The sequence below is a fragment of the Actinosynnema sp. NPDC023794 genome (genome assembly GCF_040639675.1).
GTDB lineage: Bacteria > Actinomycetota > Actinomycetes > Mycobacteriales > Pseudonocardiaceae > Actinosynnema > Actinosynnema luteola.
In genome coordinates, this window is the sequence record NZ_JBFAFR010000001.1 from 244,277 (window position 1) to 261,588 (window position 17,312).

A 17,312-nucleotide genomic window follows, 5' to 3' on the forward strand; every position below is an offset into this window, starting at 1 on the left:
GTCCAGAATTATTCGCCTCCGGACCGCGACGGGATTCGACCACCCCGGCGGTATCTCGTCGCACGTCTGGATGAATTACCGCAGAAGTCGGGCCCGACCGTCACCAGAAAGGAGAACGGTGATCACCGAAAGAGTGAATTAGATCCTCAACATCACGCTTGATACACACCGAGTGAGCAGATAGTCCCGTTCGGATGGTCTCGAACGGGTGACCAAATAATCGGGTTCATGGCGGGAAGGACGTCGTCCGAATGTGGTGTGGCGTGGACGGGACGCGCTCGGTCCCTGGCAAGGGCGGTCCCAGGTGAACGGGGTCGGCTCGGCGACGACCCCGACCCTGGTGTCGCGGTGGCGGCACCAGAGGCTCCGCGAGGTGCCGGGGTCGGACCTGCTGCGGCGGGTGAACGCGGTGGCGGTGCTGCTGGTCGCGGTGGACGTGACCGCGGTGGTGGCGGTGGCGGCCCGGTACTCGCCGGGCTCGGGGTGGACCGCGGTGGTGGCGGCGGCGCTGCTCGGCGTGCGGGCCGCGTGCCGGCTGTACCGGAGGCGGTTGTGGCTGTCCTGGTTCCACGACCTGCCGCGCTCGGTCGGCGCGACGGCCGTGGCGTTCGCCCTGGTCACGCTGGCCGGCCTGGTCAGCGGCGCGCCGCCGGGCACCACCCTCGCCACGCAGTGGGCGGTGCTGGCGTTCGCCGCGCTGAGCGAACCGGCGCGGCTGCTCGTGTTCGCCTTCGGCCGATGGTGCCGGCGGAAGTTCGACCGCTGCGACCGCACGATCGTGGTCGGCGCCGGGAAGGTCGGCGTCGACCTGGTCGGCGCGATGCTGGCGCACCCGGAGTTCGGCCTGCGCCCCGTCGGGTTCGTCGACCCGGAGCCGGCGCTGGACCGCGAGGCCCTGCCGGTCGCGCTGATGGACGAGGCCCTGTCCGACGCGATCACCCGGTTGGGTGTCGGCACGGTCGTGCTGGCGTTCTCGCACGCCCGCGAGTCGTCGGTGGTCGACTCGGCCATCGCCGCGCACCGGCTCGGCTGCACCACCCTGGTCGTGCCCCGGATGTTCGAGCTCTACCAGGACGGTCCGGACATCGAGCGGCTGCGCAGCTACCCGCTGATGCGGCTGGGCACCGCGCCGACCAGCAGGCCGAGCTGGTGGGTCAAGCGCGCCATGGACGTGCTGCTGGCCGCCGTGGCGCTGGTCGTGCTGTCCCCGGTGATCGCGCTGTGCGCGTTGGCCGTGCTGCTGGAGAGCGGGCGGCCGGTGGTCTTCCGCCAGGTCCGGGTCGGGATGGATGATCAGCCGTTCGTGCTCTACAAGCTGCGCAGCGTGAGAATGAACGGCGAAGACGATTCCCAAGTCACCTGGTCGGTGGTCGGAGATCGCCGGGTCGGGCCAGTCGGACGATTCCTGCGTAGCAGCTCGTTGGACGAACTGCCCCAGTTGTGGAACATCATCAAGGGCGACATGTCCATCGTCGGACCGCGGCCCGAACGACCGGGTTTCGTCCGCGAATTCTCGGCCATCCACGAGCTATACTGGGCCCGGCACCGCGTTCCGACGGGGCTGACCGGGCTCGCGCAAGTGCACGGGCTGCGGGGTGACACGTCGATTGTCGACAGGTCTCGATACGACAACTACTACATAGCCAACTGGTCGTTGTGGCTGGACGTGAAAATCCTGTTGCAGACGGTGGGTGAGCTGTTGTGCCGAAGGAATCGCTGAACCGGCGACGATCCAGCCGCGTGCTCGGCCTGGTGTGCGCCGCCGCGCTCCTGGTGCCGAGCGCGGCGTGCACGACCACCGCCGCCGCCGGCAGACCGACGCCACCGCACTCCCCGCTCGGGCCCGTGCCGAAGCCGCTCGCGCCGTGCGGCTGGTGGTACGGCATCGGCGAGCCGCCGACCGGCCGGGACATCACGTTCGCCGCGCAGCACTACAGCCTGGTCGTGCTCAACGCGACCGAGACGTCGTCGCTGCGCCGGCTCAAGCAGCTCAACCCGAAGATCAAGGTGCTGGTCTACAAGGACTTCTCCAGCGCGCGCAACTACCCCGGCGCGGTCAACGGCGAGGTGGACGCGCCGTTCCTGCCGACCGGTATCGGCTACTTCAAGGCGCACCGCGAGAACCCGAACTGGTTCGCGGTGGACACCGAGGACAACCGGATCGAGTGGAATCCCTACCCGAAGCACTGGCAGATGACCGTGTGGGACCCGGCCTACCAGAAGGCGTGGAGCGAAGCGGTCACCGCCGAGGTGGTGCGCGAGGGCTGGGACGGCGTGCTGGCCGACAACGACTTCAGCTCCCTGAAGTACTACTCGTCGGCCGTGCTCAAGGGCGCGGAGGACGCCGCCGAGTCCGACCGGGTGATCCGCGAGGGCATGGACACGTTCCTCACCACGGCCGGTGACGCCCTGCACAAGGCCGGGAAGATGCTGATCCCGAACGTGTCCGAATCCCACCTGACCGCGGGAAGGTGGACGGCGCACTCGCGCTACGACGGCGCGATGGAGGAGAACTTCGGCCTGCGCGACACCGGCACGGGCGAACTGCTCACGTTCAAGGGCAACGAGTGGAAGGAGCTGCGGTCGCAAGCCGCCCTCGGCGAGACGTGGCTCCTGCTGATCACCCACACCAAGGGCGCCAGGGAGGAACGCGTCGGCTACGCCACCGCGGCCCTGCTGGCGAGCCCGCACACGTGCTGGTCCGGTGCGACCACCAAGGACTACCGCAACCCCGACTGGTCGCGGTACCAGGAAGCGCCCCTGGGCGAGGCGACGGAAACCGCGAACCGCCTCCCGTCCGGCGTGTGGGACCGGCGCTTCACCGGCGGCTACGTGGCCGTGAACCCGACCGGACAACCCGCGAGGGTGACACCCCCACCGGGCTTGGTCAACATCGACGGCGGCGCCGCCGCCCCGGCCACGATCGAGATCGCCGCCGGCGACGCCATCGTCCTCCTCAACCGCACCGATATCACCACCACCACCGTCGCGACCGCCACCACCACCCCAACCACCACCAACCCCGCTACCAGCGAGCCGACCACCAGCCCGACCACCACCAACCCCGCCACGACCGCGCCGACCACCTCCCCGACCGAACCACCACCCCCTCCCTCATAACCGCCTCACATCGGCCGTCACAACGGCTGCACAACCCGCATGACGGCATCACGTCGCAACCGGCTCGACCCATGGACTACCCAGGACCTCGCGGTAGAGGGCGAGGTGGCGCCGCGCGCACACGTCCGGCGCAAACCGCTCCCGCGCCCGCTCAGCGAGCTCCAACCCGATCCGCGCCGGATCGGGTTCCGCGAACAACGCACGCAACCGAGCAGCCAACCCCTCGACATCACCCGGCGTCGCCAACGCCGCAGCCGCTCCCCGGTCCCCCAGCATGTCGGCCACCCCACCGGTGTCCGTCGCCACCACCGGTTTGCCCGCCGCCATCGCCTCGGCCACCACCAGCGGCTGCTGCTCCATCGTGGACGGCAGCACGAGCGCGTCGTGGTGCCGCAGCAAGTCGGGCACATCGGTCCGGAACCCCAAGAACTCCACCCTCCCACCCAGCTCACGGGCCAACGCCTCGGCCTTCCCCCTCTCCGGCCCGTCACCCACCACCGTCAACGTCGCGTCCACCGGCATCACCCCGGGCAACGCCAACGCGGCCAACAACGTGGCCAACCCCTTGCGCTCCACCAACAACCCGACGAACACCAACCGCCGCACCCGCCCCACCGGCGGCTGGGTGTGCGCGGGCTCCACGCAGTTGTCGATGTGCGCCAACCCCGACGCGGGCACCTTCAACCGCGCCGACAGGAACCGCCCCATAGCCCGCGCCGGCACCACCGTCCGGTGCACCGCCCGCGCCACCACGGCATCGGCCGCCAACACAACCCGCGTATAGGCAGAAGGCCCGACCGCCCCCGACACACCCCGGAACCACTCTTCACCCACATCGTCCGGCACACCGTGGTAGGTCTGGATCACCTTGTGCCGCAGCCGCAACCCAGCACTCACCAACCCGGCCCGCCGGTCCTGCGCGTGCACGACATCCGGCCGCCACTCCCGCACCACCGCCCGCGCCCGCCGCCCAGCCCGGACATCAGCCTTGTCCCCCACCTCGACAACCTCCTGGTGCCCGCGCAACACCTCCGCCCCCCGCCGAGGCAGGGGCCCGAACACCCGCACCTCCGCCTCCCCAGACTCGATCACCGCCCGCGCCAACCGAACGGTGACGTCCACCGGCCCCCCACTGTCCTGAGTCAACACATACGCGACCCTCAACCGCCCGCTCACCACTGACCACCAATCCTCTCAACCACAACGGACCCGCCACACCACCGCAGAGGCCCGATCTGACATGGCTCCGTCCTGCGTGGAGTGCCCGTAAGGGCCCCATGTCACATCGAGCCGGGCTGGACCACCGAACCTGAACGTTGAGCTCAGGGCACCTGAACGTAGGACACGCGCGCCCTGAACGTTCGACACGCGGGGCCTGATGGTTCGACACGCGCGGTCTGGAGGTTCGACTCACCGCGCCCCCACCAACAACTTGTCCACCAACGTCGCGATCTGATCCGCCACCTGCCTCCGGTCGAACAGCAGCTCCACCCGCCGCCGCCCGTGCGCACCCTCCAGATCAGCCGCCGACGGATCGGCCAACCGCACGGCCACCGCCTCCGCCAACCCCTCGACGTCACCGGCCGACAACACGGCCCCCGCCTCCCCCACGCTCTGCCGCACCCCGCTCACGTCGAACGCCACGACGGACCGCCCACACGCCATCGCCTCCAACGGCACCAACGCCATCCCCTCGGCCCGCGACGGCAGCACGACCACGTCCGCGGCGGCGTAGAAGTCCGCGACCGAATCGTCGTGCCCCCACCACCACACGGACCCGTCGTCGCACGCCCCCCGCCACCTCTCCGCCATCGGGCCGTCCCCGACCAGCACCAACAGCGCGTCCGGCACCTGCTCCCGCACCACCGGCCACGCCGCGAGCAACTGGTCCTGCCCCTTGTACGGCACCAACCTCCCCACGCACACCGCCGTCGGCACGTCCGGCAAGCCCAACCGCCGCCGCGCCGCCGCCCGGTCGCCCGGCCGGAACCGCTCGACGTCCACGCCGTTGCACACGACCTCCGCCGGCCCCCGCACGCCGACCGCACGCCCGGCGGCCAACTCGTCGTCGCTCACGCACACCAGCTGGTGCGTCCACCGCGCACCGACCCGTTCCCAGATCCGGGCCGCCCACGCCACCACCCCGCCTGCGCTCTGGAACGACCACATGTGCGGCTGGAACAACGTCGGCCGCCGCCCGCGCACCACCAGCCGCCCGACCAACCCGGCCTTGGAGCTGTGCAGGTGCACGACATCCGCCTCCAGGCCGCGCAACACGCGCCGGAGCCGCACCGCCTCCCCCACCGTCCCGATCCCCGGCTGCCGACGGGCCCGCCACGCCCGCACCTCCACGCCCAGTCCACGCGCCCGTTCGGCGAGCGGCCCCGGCGGGGACACGACGGTCACCGACCACCCGAGGTCCCGTTGCGCACGGGCGAGTTCCAGCACCACCGCCGCCACCCCCGCCGTGACGGGTTGGCTCACGTGCACGACCCTCACCGGCGCACCACCTCCGGGTTCGCCGCCAGCACGACCACGACGCACACCACCGCCAACACGACCCCTTCGCCCAATGCGGCCACCACGGAACCGGGTGGCCCGAACACGTCACCGACTCCGAACGCCACCGCCGCGCAACACCCGGCCGCCGCGACCACCCCGGCGGCGCCACGCGCCAACGAGGCCAACGGCGGGCCGATCCCCCGCCGGGCCAACGCCCACCACGTGCACGGCACCACCAGCCACGCCGCCGCGACCTGCACCAGCGCGACCGCCACCAGCCCGTGCTGGGTGAACACCACCAACCCGCCGACCAGCAGCACGAGGTGGCTCACCTCCAGCGCCAGGTATCGGCGCGCGTGCCCGGCGGCCTTGAGCACCTGGTACCACAGGTGCAGCAGGCTGATCCCCAAGCCGTACAGGCACAACAGGGCCAGCGGCAGGGCCGCCTCCGCCCACCGCACCCCGAACACCACGACCCGGTCGGCCAACGCCGCCGTCACCGCGTACAGGCCGCCGGTCACCGCCAGCACGGCCGACGTGAACCGTCCGACCACGGTGGACAGTCCCTCACCGTCGCGGATCAGCTTGGCGCACAACGGCAGCACCACACCACCCAGCACGACCGCCACCAGGATGTACGGCACCCACGCGATCCGGTAAGCCAACGAGTACACGCCCACCGCCTCCGGCCCGTGCACCCGGGCGATGGCCAGGTAGTCCACGTTGATCAGCAGCACGGCCACCAACGCGCCCGGCCCGACCACCGCGATCCACCGCGTCGCCTCACCGGCCGCGCCCGCGTCCCACGCCGGCCGCACCCGCACGCCGACCACCACGCCGAGCACGGGCTGCGCCACCGCCGTGCACAGCAACCCGACGACCAGCGAGTACGGCCCGGCGCCGGTCACGGCCAGCACGACCGTCACCGCCGCGCCGAGCACCGCGCCGCCCGCGTCCGGCAGCAGCCGACGGCGGAAGTCCAGGTCCCGGTGCAGCAGCCCCATCTGCACACCGGCCACCGCGGAGAACGGCAGGCTCACCGCCGCCAGCCGCACCAGCGGCGCGGCCGACGGCGCGTCCAGCGCGTGCGCGATCCCGTCGGCCGCGAGCACCAGCGCTAACGCCAGCACCACCCCCGTGCCCGCGCTGAGCACGAGCAGGGTGCCCGCCACCCGGCGCGGGTCCCGGTCGGTGCGGCTGACCACGTCGTACACGCCCATCGACTGGACGACCTGGCCGATGTTGACCAGCGCGACGGCCAGCGCCACCAGCCCGAGCCCTTCCTCGGTGAGGAACGCGGCCAGCACCAGCGTGACGGCCATCTGGCTGCCCTTGCTGACCAGGTTGACCAGGAACAGCCACAGCGACCCCCGCACGGCCCGCCGCCCGACCTCCGACGCCGCACCGGAACCCGGCCTCGCCTCCGACCCCGGCGTCACGTCCGAACCGTGCCCACAGCCGAACAACGGCGGGTCGCCGCGAACACCGCCGCCAACGCCCACGCCAGCACGACGGCCACCCCGTCGACCGTCACGTCCACCCGCGCCCCGGTCACCTCCCGGATCGCCAGGCTGACGAAGTGCAGGTGCGCGAACGGGACCAGCAGCAGCACCACCGACAGCCCCAGCCGCCAGTCCCGCTCGCACCGGCGCCCCCACCACACGACACCCACCGCCACCAGCGACGGCACGGCGATCAGCACGTCACCCGGCTGGTGCACCACGGCCGCCACCACCGCGAGGCACGTGAGCAGGTCCGCCGCGGCGGGCTGTCCCATCCGGTCCAGTCGCCGCACCAGCAGCGCGCTCACCACCAGCACACCCACCAGCGCGACCGGCTCCGCGCCGCCGGGCAGCCAGCCCGTGACCCGGTAGAACACGGCCGCGAGGTCGACCCGCTGCGCCGTCATCGAGTCCACCGCGCCGTACGCCGTCTCACCCGCGTGCGCCAGGTTCGCCGCGATCACGTCGAGGAACGGCCCGACGCCGCCTCCTCGCACCACCAACGGCACCACCACGACCGTGCTCGCCACCGCCGCGACCGCCGTCCCGGTCACCGCCACCCGCTGCGACCCGCGCACGAACAGCAGCACCGCCAGCGGCAGGCCGAACTGCGGCTTGAGCCACGCCAGCGCCAACGCGACGGCCGCCCACCTCGGCGCGTCCCGCCGGGCCAGCAACGCGCCCGCCGCGCCGAGCGCGATCAGCGGGTTCACCTGGCCGACGTACAGCTGCGCCTTGCCCACCTGGCTGAGCACGAGCAGCGTCGCGATCACCGCCGTGCCCAGCGCCAACGGCACGTGCGGGCGCAACCGGCCGGCCGCCAGCACCGCCAGCGCGATCAGCAGCACCAGCGACGCCAACGCGAACGCCACCGCGCCGACCCGGTACCCCGGCAGCGCGAACGGCGCGTGCAGCAGCAGGTGGTAGGGCTGGTAGAGGTTGAAGCTCTGCCGCACGGGCCAGTGCTCCACCATCGTGGCCGGGTGGTACGGGTTGCCGCCCGCCAGGAACTCGCGGATCGGGAAGTACAGCGCGTCCCGGAAGTCCTGCATCCGCTCCTCGGGCCGGGTGGCCCAGGTCGGGAGCGGCACCTGCCACGACGGCCGCAGCGCACGCCACGACGCCACGGCTCCGACCACCACGGCCAGCGCGGTGAGCACCCACACCTTGTCCTTCAGCGCGGTCTTCAGCGCGACGGTCTTCAGCACGTCACCACCGCCACCAGGGTCGCCGTGGCCGGCAGCGCGCCGACCACGGTCGCCAGCTCGTCCTGCGGCCCGCCGCGGGGCACGACCGCGATCACCGCGTCGCCGTCGGCGGGCTCGCCGGTCTTCTCCGGCAGCTCACCGGCCAGGGCCTCGGCGCGGTCGGCCAGCTCCGGAACGACCGCCACGACGCGCGCGGGCAGTGCCGACGCCTCGCACAGCAACGCCAACCGCTGCGCCAGTTCCGGGTCGTCGTCCGGCAGCACGGCCACCGGCCGCCGCACGCCACCGGCGGTGAGAGCGGCGCGCACCCGGTCACGCGGCCGGGTCCGGCGCAGGTGGCCGACGGCGTGCGCCGCCAGACCGGCCAGCACGCCGGCGATCAGCGCCAGGCCGTAGGCCAGCGGCCGGTCGGGCGCGACCTGCGTGGTCTCGGGCCGGTCGAGCAGGCGCAGCCGGGCGGCGGGCGCGAACAGGTCGGCCTCCACCACGGTCTGCGCGATCCGGGTCGCGGCCTGCGCGGCCCGGTCGGCGGTGTCGGCGCGCACCGACAAGCGGGCCAGACCGGAGGCCGGCACCAGCTCCACCGACACCCGGCGGGCCAGGTCGTCGATCGTGGTGCCCAGCTCCCCGGCCGGGCCCCGCAGCACGGACGGGCTGCGCGACACCTCGACCAGCGCGGGCAGCGACAGCGCGACCACCTCGCCGAAGCTCGCCTCGGGCGGCTGGTCGGGATCCCCGACGGCCGGCACCGCGAGCACGCCGACGCGGCTCTCGTACTCCTTGCCCGCCACCTCCACCGCGACCACCACGGCGGTCGCGACCAGCAACGCGATCCCGAGGCTGACCGCGAGCGGACGCTTCAGCACCGCGGGCACCTCCGGGACGCGCAGGTCCCACAACACGCTCAGGCCCTTCATGACGCTCCGATCGCGGTGCGCAGCAGTTCGTCGTAGGACCGCATCAGCAGACGCGGGTCGTGCTCGCGCCGCACGGACGCGCGGCCGGCCTCGGCCAGATCGGCCCGGGCCCGCGGGTCGAACAGCAGTGACCGCAACGCCTCGGCCGTCGCGCCGGGGTCGCGGCGCGGCACCACCACTCCCCCGCCGCCGGCCAACGCCTGCCGCACACCGTCCACGTCGGTCGCCACCACCGGACGTCCGGCTGCCAGCGACTCCAGCACCGCGATCGGCATGCCCTCCCAGTCGCTGGTGAGCACGGTGACGTCGGCGGCGGCCAGCAGGTCGGGCACGTCGCAGCGGTTGCCCAGGAACCGCACCCGGTCCGCGACGCCCAACTCCGCGGCACGCACGCGCAGCACGTCCCGGAGGCTGCCGTCGCCCGCCAGCCACAGCACCGCGCCGCCGTCCAGCTTCGCCCACGCCTCCAGCAGCACGTCGTGCCGCTTCTGGGGTTCCAGCCGGGCCGGGCACAGCGCGACCGGAGTGTCCGGTGCGACGCCGTGCACCGCCCGGACCGCGTTCCGGTCCACCCGTTCGGGTTGCGGGAACACCGCGTTCGGGATCACCACCGGGTCGGGCACGCCCGCCGCGCGCAGCCGGTCGGCCGTGGCGTCGGCGACCGCGACGACCGTGCGCGAGGTCCGCTTGAGGATGCGGGCCGCGCCGGTGTAGTCGGTCTCCGCGACGCCGTGGAACACGGTCAGCAGCGGCAACCTGCCCGGCAGCACGGCGAGGCGCGCGACGAGGCTGGCCGACACGTTGTGCGCCAGCACGACCTGCGGCCGGAAGCTGCGGATCGCGGCCTTGGTGGCCGTGGTCGCGCGCAGCACGCCGGTCGCCCGGCGCCGGGCGACGGGCACGGTGAACGTCGGCACGCCGCACGCGCGCAACGCCTCGGCCCGGTGCCCGCCGCCACTGGCCACGGCCGACTGCCAGCCGAACTGCCCGCCCGACCTGGCCATCCCGGCGACGAGCGCTTCGGCGCCGCCGGTACCCATCTCACTGATCACGTGGAGCACACGCAACGTCGCTCGCTCTCCTCAGACGAAGGTCGGCCGCGGCCACGACCGCGACCAGCGACCACAACGGCAGGTAGTACTGCTGGGACAGGAAGGTCGAGGCGACCACGACCGCGATCAGGGACGCCTGGACGGCGACGATCGGCAACGGGTCGTCGGTGGTGCGGCGCACGCGTTCGCAGGTGACCGCCGTGAGCACGAGGAGCGCGGCGAACAACGCGAAGCCGGGCACGCCGAGTTCGGCGGCGACCTCCAGGTACATGTTGTGCGCCACCGGGGTCTGCTCGTCGATCTCGGCGTTGTTCGAGGCGGCGGGGTAGCCCTCGCGGAACCCGCCCGGTCCCACCCCGAGGGTCGGGTGCTCGGCGACCATGCGCGCGGCGGCCTGCCAGCGCAGCTCCCGGGTGTCCACGTTGGTCTCGGCGACGTGGGTCTTCTCCCGCACCGCCCGGTCGAGCTCCGGTCCGGCGAACAGCACGGCGGCCACGCCGAGCACGGCCAGCGCCGCCACACCGCCCGCCAACGCCTTGAGCGGCACCGCGCGGCGGGCCGTCAGCCACGCCACGGCGGCGGTGAGGGCGAGCGCGCCGCCCCGGGAGAACGTCGCAGCCGCGCCCGCCGCCAGCACGACGGCCGCCGCCGCGGTCAGGACCGAGCGGCGCAGCGCGACCAGCAGCGGCAGGGCGGCGACGAGGAAGTAGGCCAGGTCGTTCGGGTCCTCCAGCGGCCCGGCGGCCCGCGTCTGCCCCTCGGCGACCATGCCGAGCAGCGCGCCGACGGCCGCGACCACAGCTCCCGCCACGGTCGCGGCGAGCACCGCCCGGAGGGGCACCTCCCGGGAGACGACGTCGATCAGCACCACCGTGACCAGCAGGAACGGCAGCCAGCGCAGGGCGTACCCGGTCGCGAACGGGCCGCCCGCGTGCACCGCCCAGGACGCCAGCAGCACGACGGCGAGCGCCGCGAGGACGACGTGCGCTGGGTGCGGCTCGGGCGCGCGGCGTTGCCGCACCCGCAGGACGGCCCAGACGAGCACCAGCAGGGCGGACGGCGCCTTGGCCAGCTGGTCGTGGGCGTGCAGGAGGTAGCCCTCCAGGGGCGCGGCGAACACCGTCGCGCACGCCAGGGCCCGCACCAGCCACGTCATCGACCGCATCGCGCCCGCCACGTCATCCGCCGCACCGCGCCACGTCATCCCCCGCGTCATCCCCCGCACCGCGCCAGCAGCCCGGTGTCGTGCTCGCGCAGGCCGGCGTCGAGCCGGTCGACGTGCGCGCCGGTGCCGATCACCTCGAAGTGGTGCTCGCGCAGCGCGCCCAGCACCCAGCCGAGGAACTCGACCTTCCGCGCGCCGGGCACCGCCATGCCGGGGAAGAACTCCATGCCGGGCGCCTCGGCCGCGCCGAGCACGTCGGTGGGGTGCAGCAGCAGCGACGGCTGAACGCCACGTGCCCGGCACAAGCGCAGCGCTGCGGTGAAGTACGCACGCGCCACGCGTGGCGAGACCTGGTGCAGTTGCAGCAGGTAGGAGCCGTGGATCGGGACGCGCAGCAGCGGCATGGTGGTGACCGGCAGCTCGACCAGGCCCGCGCCGACGCGCCAGCGGTAGGCGGCGTTGGGAGCGCGGACGCGGGAGAAGCCGCCGAACAGGTCGCGTTCGCCGCCGGTCGGCGCGGTGCGGTTGTGGTAGGCGCGGGCGAGCGGGCCGATCCAGGTGGGCAGGGTGCTGGCGTCGTAGCGGTAGCCGCGCTCGGCGAGCAGTTCCAGCAGGTCGCGGGTGACGCTGTAGCCGGGGCCGCGGAAGCCGGTCGGCCGCGGCGCGCCCGCGGCGACGATGGCCGCCTCGGTGCGGGCGAGCTCGGCTTCGAGCCGGTCGCGGGTGTAGCGGTGCAGCCAGGGTTCGTGGCCGTAGGAGTGGTTGCCGATCTCGTGCCCGGCGGCGGCGATGTCGGCGACGGCCTGCGCCCCGTCGTCGCGTTCGGCGTCCGCGCCGACGACGAAGACGGTCGTGGTGAGGCCGTGCTCGCCGAAGACTTCGAGCAGGCGTGGCACGGCGGTGGGCAGGAAGCTGGGGCGGCGTTCCCACTCGGGGTCGCCGTGGGTCTTGAGGTAGGCCCAGAGGTTGTCGAGGTCGAGGGAGACGCTGGCGGTGTTCACCCGGCCACCTCCGCCGGCTCCTTGGCGAACCGGTCGGCGAAGCCGAGCAGGAGCACGCCGGACACGACGAGCGCGACGCCGAGCGCCACCCACCACTCGCGGCCGGGCGTGATCCGGTCGCCGAGGGCGGCGATGCCGATGATCGAGGTGAGCACGACGGTGGTGGCGTCCATCGTGGCGACGGTCGAGGTGGCCGAGCCGCGGCGCAGGGACAGCGCCAGGTAGGACTGGCCGACGAGCGCGGCGACGATCATCAGCCACGCCAGCGGGTACAGCGGGAGGCTGAGGAACGGTTCGTCGGCCAGCGTCCGGCTCGTCATGGCGACCACCGCGAACGCCAGGCCGGCGGACGCGGCCAGCGGCACCACGCCGCCGATCCGGCGCTGCACCAGCACGAGCACGACCAGGGGAAGTCCGAACAGGACGATGCCGGGGCCCTGGGGCACGTCGTGCGCGGCCGACGGCGTGGCCGCCGCGACGAGCAGCACCAGCCCCGTCGCCATCACGACGAGCACCACGACCTCGATCACGCGGACCCGCCAGCCGAGCACGGCGATGCCGAACAGCGTGGCCAGGCCCACCGCGCAGGACGAGCCGGCCTGGACGAGGTACAGCGGAAGCTCGGCGCGGGCCAGGAACGCCAGCGCGAACCCGCCCACCTGGCCCGCGAAGCCGAGCAGGTAGAGCCGGTCGCGGGCGAGCCGGGCGAGCAGCCCGAGCCCGCCGCCGCCTTCGTCGGCGCGGCGGGAGGCGATCGACTGGGCGACGATGCCCAGCGCGTACAGCACCGCGGACGCGGCGAGTTCGAGGTATCCAGTCACGCGACCCTTCCCATGGAGATAACGGCCCGTGGAGACAGCCGGCGCGCGGAAGCGGTCGGTGTGATCCCGATATCGGAAGGGCAGCGTAGAACCCGAAAAACCTCGACTCGTTCGAGCGATAGGCGACTACACGATCGAGTTAACTTGCCGACTACGCAACGACTTTGGGGCCGAGATGGCCGCCGTGATCACGAACGCTCGGAGCACGCCGCGCAGGCTCGGTGCCGGGTGGGCCGCGACCACGCCGAGGCGCAGGAGTCGACGACTCCAGGGCGGACCGGCCGGTGCGAGCGGTGGACGGGCACCACGCCTGCGCACCTGCGCCCCGGACGGTCGCACCGGCCGACGAGTTGCCGGATCGGCAACTTTGTTTGCCGGTCGGCCCGGGTGGTCCGCACTATCGGGGCATGGACGCAACTGAGGAGTACTGGGAGACGTTCTACCGCGACCGCGACCAGGTGTGGACCGGCAAGGCCAACGAGCTGCTGGTCCGCGAGGTCGCCCACCTCGACCCGGGCACCGCGCTCGACCTCGGCTGCGGCGAGGGGGGCGACGCGTTGTGGCTGGCCGAGCAGGGCTGGCAGGTGACCGCGGTCGACGTGTCCACCGTCGCCCTGGCCAGGGGCGCGGCCCGCGCCACCGAGCTGGGCCTGGCCGCGCGCATCGACTGGCAGCGGCACGACCTGGCGCGCTCGTTCCCGACCGGGGTGTTCGACCTGGTCTCGGCGCAGTTCCTGCACTCGTCGGTGGCCGTGGACGGCGAGCGGGAGGGCATCCTGGCGCGGGCGGCCGAGGCGGTGGCGCCCGGCGGGCGGCTGCTGGTCGTGGGGCACGCCGGCTGGCCTACGTGGCTGGCGCACAACCCGCCGGTGGACTACCGGTTCCCCACGAACGCCGACGTGCTGGCGTCGCTGGACCTCGGCCCGGAGTGGGTCGTGGAGGTGGACGAGTCGGTCGAGCGGGAGGTGATCAGCCCGGAGCAGGAGCACGGCACGCGGACGGACGTCGTGCTGCGCTTGAAGCGCGGCTGAGGACGGGCGAGCGGCGACGTCAGGTGACGGCGCCGCGCTCGTCCGGCGCGGGCAGGCCCAAGCGGTCGCGGGTGTCCTCGTCGAACTCGTCCAGGAAGTCGTGCAGGACGTCGGCGGCGTGGGCCGGCGAGCGCGCCGCGTACAGCACCGGCTGGTACCCGGCCGCGACGTAAGCCGTGGTCACGACCTGTTCGACGGCCCACGGCCTGATGTCGGCGCGGTGCAGCTGTCCGAGTTCGCCGTAGGAGGACAGCAGCGCCGCCCCGTACGCCTTGACCCGGCCCTGCTCGAACGCGACGCCGTACTCCAAGGTGAACCAGTACACGCGGCTGATCAGGTCCAAGGCGTCCTCGCCGGAAACGCGGGACGCCGCCGCGCCGACCAGCCGGTAGAGGTCGGCGAACCACGGCGAGGACAGGTGCGTGCCGTGGCCGAACACGTCGTGCACGACGTCGGGCTCGGGCGTGTACAGGGGCATCGCCGGGTGCCGCACGTACTGCACGGCGTGGAAGTACCCGCGCGCCATGGAACCCAGGAACCGCTCGTCCGGCACGAGCCCGCCGGCGAGGGTGAACCGGAACCCGGTCAGCTCGTGGAGGCGGTCGCCCACCTCGGCGTGCTGCGGCACGTGGTCGGCGGGGATGGGCGCGGCGTCACGGGCGCTCAACACCGCCCGGCACACCGTGTCCCGCTGGGCCGCCGTCAGCGCGGCGTGGACCTGCCGCCAGGTCTCGTGCTCCCGCTCGGTGTAGGCGATCGGAGGTGAGGGCGCGCCCACCTCGTGGCCCTCGGCCAGGGCCGCGATCGCGTCACGGCGGCGGACGTACGCGGGATCGCTCAGACCGGGGTGCAACGGGGCGGCGCCGAGCCTCCCGTCCGGCGCCACCGGCGTCCGTGCGCGCACGTCGACGGTTTCGCTCGTCATGTCCCTGGACGTACCCGGCCGTTCCGCCGTCACGCGGCTGACGGACAGCGCTCACCCTGTCAGGTGACACCGGGACCGACCCTCGGAACGGAGCGCTACAACCGGGCGAGCAACTCGGTCAGGGCCTGCCCCAGGGGCAGGTCGACGCGCACGGTCGCGTGGACGTCACCCCTGGTCACGCCCTTGTTGATGATGAGGACCGACTTGCCGGCGGCAGCGGCGTGCCGGACGAACCGCAGGCCGGACATGACGGTCAGCGACGAGCCGAGCACGAGAAGCGCGTCGGCCTCCTCCACCAGGCGGTAGCACTGCTCGACGCGCGGGCGCGGCACGTTCTCGCCGAAGAACACCACGTCCGGTTTCAGCACGCCGCTCTCGCAGTCGGCGCACCCGACCAACCGGAACGACCGGACCTCGTGCTCGGCCAGGTCCACGTCGCCGTCCGGGTTGATCCGGGTGGAGGTGGCCTCGAACGCCGGGTTGGCGGCGCGGAACCGGCGGTCGAGGTCCTCGCGCGGGCTCACCGCGCGGCAGTCCAGGCAGACCACGCGGTCCAGGCCGCCGTGCAGCTCGACCACGTCGGGCGTGCCCGCGGCCTGGTGCAGGCCGTCGACGTTCTGCGTGATCACGCCGGACAGGTGGCCGCGGGCGTGCAGCTCGGCCACGGCGCGGTGGCCGGTGTTGGGCGCGGCGCGGGCGATGGTCCGCCAGCCGAGGTGGCTGCGCGCCCAGTACCGGCGCCTGCCCTCGGCGCTGCCGACGAACTCGTCGTAGGTCATCGGGGTGTGCTTGCGCAGGCTGCCCGCCGCGCCCCGGTAGTCCGGGATGCCCGACTCGGTCGACAGCCCGGCGCCGCTGAGCACCACCACCCGACCGTCCGCGACGACCCGCACGACCTCGTCCAGGCTGGTGGTGCGCGGCAACGGCGCGCCGGTCGGCGTCCAGCTCAACGTCGGCCGTGTGCGCATGCGGTCCACTTTACGGGCGTGCGGGCGCGGGGCCGGTGGACTCGCGGACCACCAGTTCGGGTGGGTGCACGGTGACCGGGGCGTGGTCGGTCTCGTCGAGCGACGCGAGCAGCAGGCGGGCCGCGGCTCGGCCTAGACCGAGCAGGTCCTGGCGCACGGTGGTGAGCCGGGGGTAGACCAGTTCGCCCAGCGGCAGGTCGTCGTGGCCGACGACGGACAGGTCCGCGGGCACGTCGACGCCGAGGCGGCGGGCCGCGCTCATGCCGGCGACGGCCATGGAGTCGTTGGCGAACAGCACGGCGGTCGGTCGGCGGTGCTCCGCCAGCAGCCGCCCGATCGCGTCGGTCGCGCCGGCGGCGGTGAAGTCGGACACGACCGAGTGGCTGGGGGTGAGGCCGTGCGCGGCCAGCGCGTCCTCGACCACGCGTCGCCGGTGCAGCGTGTGCACGCGGTCCTCGGGGCCGGACACGTAGGCGACGCGCCGGTGCCCGTGCTCGACGAGGTGCTCGACGGCCGCGCGCAGGCCGGTGTCGGGCTCGGTCGCCTGCACCGAGGGCACCGGGTCGTCGCGCCACGGCGTGCCGATCAGCACGGTGTCCACGTCCAGGGTCCGCAGCAGCTCGAACCGGGTGTCGCCGATGCGGCTCTCGGTGAGCACGACGCCGTCGACCCGGCGTTCGTCGGCCAGCCTGCGGTAGGCGGCCTCCTCCGCGCTCGGCTCCTCGCCGACGATGTGCAGCAGCAGGCCGTACCCGAGCGGGGACAGCTCGCTCTCGATGCCGGAGATCAGCAGGGTGAAGTGCGGGTCGGCGCTGAGCAGGTCCGGCGAGCGCTTGGCGACCATGCCGATGGCGCGCGTCTTCGCCGAGCGCAGGGCGACGGCGGCGGCGGACGGCGTCCACCGGAGCTTGCTCGCGGCGGTCAGGACGCGGTCGCGGGTGGGCGCGGAGATGCCCGCCTTGCCGTTGACGACCTTCGACACGGCAGCCACCGACACCCCGGCGAGGGCGGCGACGTCGGCGATCGTCGGCTTGCGGCTTGCCACACGGTGAACGTTACACCTGTTGAGCGCTGTGCCTCGACAGATCCCAGGTTAAACG

15 protein-coding genes are annotated in these 17,312 nt (G+C 73.3%); 3 read left to right on the forward strand and 12 right to left on the reverse strand.

All coding sequences use genetic code 11. From position 1 onward, the window contains the following. Positions 1–304: 304 nt before the first annotated feature. Positions 305–1,720 (forward strand): sugar transferase, encoded by a 1,416-nt coding sequence (locus AB0H12_RS01110; protein ID WP_499619891.1) that lies wholly within the window; start codon positions 305–307, stop codon positions 1,718–1,720. Positions 1,721–1,740: 20 nt separating this feature from the next. Further along, the gene (locus AB0H12_RS01115) at positions 1,741–3,120 is read left to right on the forward strand and encodes a putative glycoside hydrolase family 15 protein (protein ID WP_499619893.1); all 1,380 of its coding nucleotides are present in this window, start codon (positions 1,741–1,743) and stop codon (positions 3,118–3,120) included. A 48-nt stretch (positions 3,121–3,168) separates the two neighbouring features. On the opposite strand, the gene AB0H12_RS01120 is transcribed toward AB0H12_RS01115, so the two are convergent. From AB0H12_RS01120 to AB0H12_RS01160, 9 genes are all read right to left on the reverse strand, one after another. Next, the gene (locus AB0H12_RS01120) at positions 3,169–4,242 is read right to left on the reverse strand and encodes a glycosyltransferase family 4 protein (RefSeq protein ID WP_499619894.1); all 1,074 of its coding nucleotides are present in this window, start codon (positions 4,240–4,242) and stop codon (positions 3,169–3,171) included. Positions 4,243–4,530: 288 nt separating this feature from the next. Continuing rightward, entirely contained in the window at positions 4,531–5,619 is a 1,089-nt protein-coding gene (locus AB0H12_RS01125) for a glycosyltransferase (protein ID WP_499619895.1), read from the reverse strand. Further along, on the reverse strand, positions 5,616–7,061 hold the full coding sequence (locus tag AB0H12_RS01130) for an oligosaccharide flippase family protein (protein WP_499619897.1): 1,446 nt from the start codon (positions 7,059–7,061) through the stop codon (positions 5,616–5,618). The genes AB0H12_RS01125 and AB0H12_RS01130 overlap by 4 nt, the downstream gene beginning before the upstream one ends. Continuing rightward, a complete protein-coding gene (locus tag AB0H12_RS01135; protein WP_499619899.1) occupies positions 7,058–8,332 on the reverse strand; it encodes a glycosyltransferase 87 family protein in 1,275 nt (424 codons plus the stop codon). The genes AB0H12_RS01130 and AB0H12_RS01135 overlap by 4 nt, the downstream gene beginning before the upstream one ends. Further along, positions 8,326–9,249 (reverse strand): hypothetical protein, encoded by a 924-nt coding sequence (locus tag AB0H12_RS01140; protein ID WP_499619901.1) that lies wholly within the window; start codon positions 9,247–9,249, stop codon positions 8,326–8,328. Before AB0H12_RS01140 ends, AB0H12_RS01135 begins: the two co-directional genes overlap by 7 nt. Then, positions 9,246–10,289: a glycosyltransferase gene (locus AB0H12_RS01145; RefSeq protein ID WP_499619902.1), complete on the reverse strand. Its 1,044-nt coding sequence runs from the start codon at positions 10,287–10,289 to the stop codon at positions 9,246–9,248. Before AB0H12_RS01145 ends, AB0H12_RS01140 begins: the two co-directional genes overlap by 4 nt. Position 10,290: 1 nt before the next feature. After that, positions 10,291–11,517 carry an O-antigen ligase family protein gene (locus AB0H12_RS01150; RefSeq protein ID WP_499619903.1) on the reverse strand — a complete coding sequence of 409 codons (1,227 nt, stop codon included), beginning with the start codon at positions 11,515–11,517 and terminating at the stop codon, positions 10,291–10,293. Beyond that, the gene (locus AB0H12_RS01155) at positions 11,514–12,467 is read right to left on the reverse strand and encodes a polysaccharide deacetylase family protein (protein WP_499619904.1); all 954 of its coding nucleotides are present in this window, start codon (positions 12,465–12,467) and stop codon (positions 11,514–11,516) included. Before AB0H12_RS01155 ends, AB0H12_RS01150 begins: the two co-directional genes overlap by 4 nt. Continuing rightward, a complete protein-coding gene (locus AB0H12_RS01160; RefSeq protein ID WP_499619906.1) occupies positions 12,464–13,288 on the reverse strand; it encodes a hypothetical protein in 825 nt (274 codons plus the stop codon). The genes AB0H12_RS01155 and AB0H12_RS01160 overlap by 4 nt, the downstream gene beginning before the upstream one ends. Before the next feature lie 407 nt (positions 13,289–13,695). On the opposite strand from AB0H12_RS01160, the gene AB0H12_RS01165 reads away from it, so the two are divergent. Then, positions 13,696–14,319, forward strand: coding sequence for an SAM-dependent methyltransferase (locus tag AB0H12_RS01165; RefSeq protein WP_499619907.1), 624 nt, complete (start codon positions 13,696–13,698; stop codon positions 14,317–14,319). A gap of 19 nt (positions 14,320–14,338) precedes the next feature. On the opposite strand, the gene AB0H12_RS01170 is transcribed toward AB0H12_RS01165, so the two are convergent. From AB0H12_RS01170 to AB0H12_RS01180, 3 genes are all read right to left on the reverse strand, one after another. Further along, complete coding sequence (locus AB0H12_RS01170) at positions 14,339–15,244, reverse strand: phenylalanine 4-monooxygenase (protein ID WP_499619909.1); 906 nt, start codon at positions 15,242–15,244, stop codon at positions 14,339–14,341. A gap of 95 nt (positions 15,245–15,339) precedes the next feature. Continuing rightward, positions 15,340–16,212: an NAD-dependent protein deacetylase gene (locus AB0H12_RS01175; RefSeq protein ID WP_499619910.1), complete on the reverse strand. Its 873-nt coding sequence runs from the start codon at positions 16,210–16,212 to the stop codon at positions 15,340–15,342. Between the two features lie 10 nt (positions 16,213–16,222). Then, positions 16,223–17,257 carry a LacI family DNA-binding transcriptional regulator gene (locus tag AB0H12_RS01180; protein WP_499619912.1) on the reverse strand — a complete coding sequence of 345 codons (1,035 nt, stop codon included), beginning with the start codon at positions 17,255–17,257 and terminating at the stop codon, positions 16,223–16,225. Between the last annotated feature and the right edge of the window lie 55 nt (positions 17,258–17,312).

Bases quoted from the DNA above. Each gene is read 5' to 3' on its own strand.
- AB0H12_RS01140 (WP_499619901.1), bottom strand. From the start codon at position 9,249: ATGAAGGGCCTGAGCGTGTTGTGGGACCTGCGCGTCCCGGAGGTGCCC.
- AB0H12_RS01145 (WP_499619902.1), bottom strand. From the start codon at position 10,289: ATGGGTACCGGCGGCGCCGAAGCGCTCGTCGCCGGGATGGCCAGGTCG.
- AB0H12_RS01150 (WP_499619903.1), bottom strand. From the start codon at position 11,517: ATGACGCGGGGGATGACGTGGCGCGGTGCGGCGGATGACGTGGCGGGC.
- AB0H12_RS01165 (WP_499619907.1), top strand. From the start codon at position 13,696: ATGGACGCAACTGAGGAGTACTGGGAGACGTTCTACCGCGACCGCGAC.
- AB0H12_RS01170 (WP_499619909.1), bottom strand. From the start codon at position 15,244: ATGACGAGCGAAACCGTCGACGTGCGCGCACGGACGCCGGTGGCGCCG.
- AB0H12_RS01175 (WP_499619910.1), bottom strand. From the start codon at position 16,212: ATGCGCACACGGCCGACGTTGAGCTGGACGCCGACCGGCGCGCCGTTG.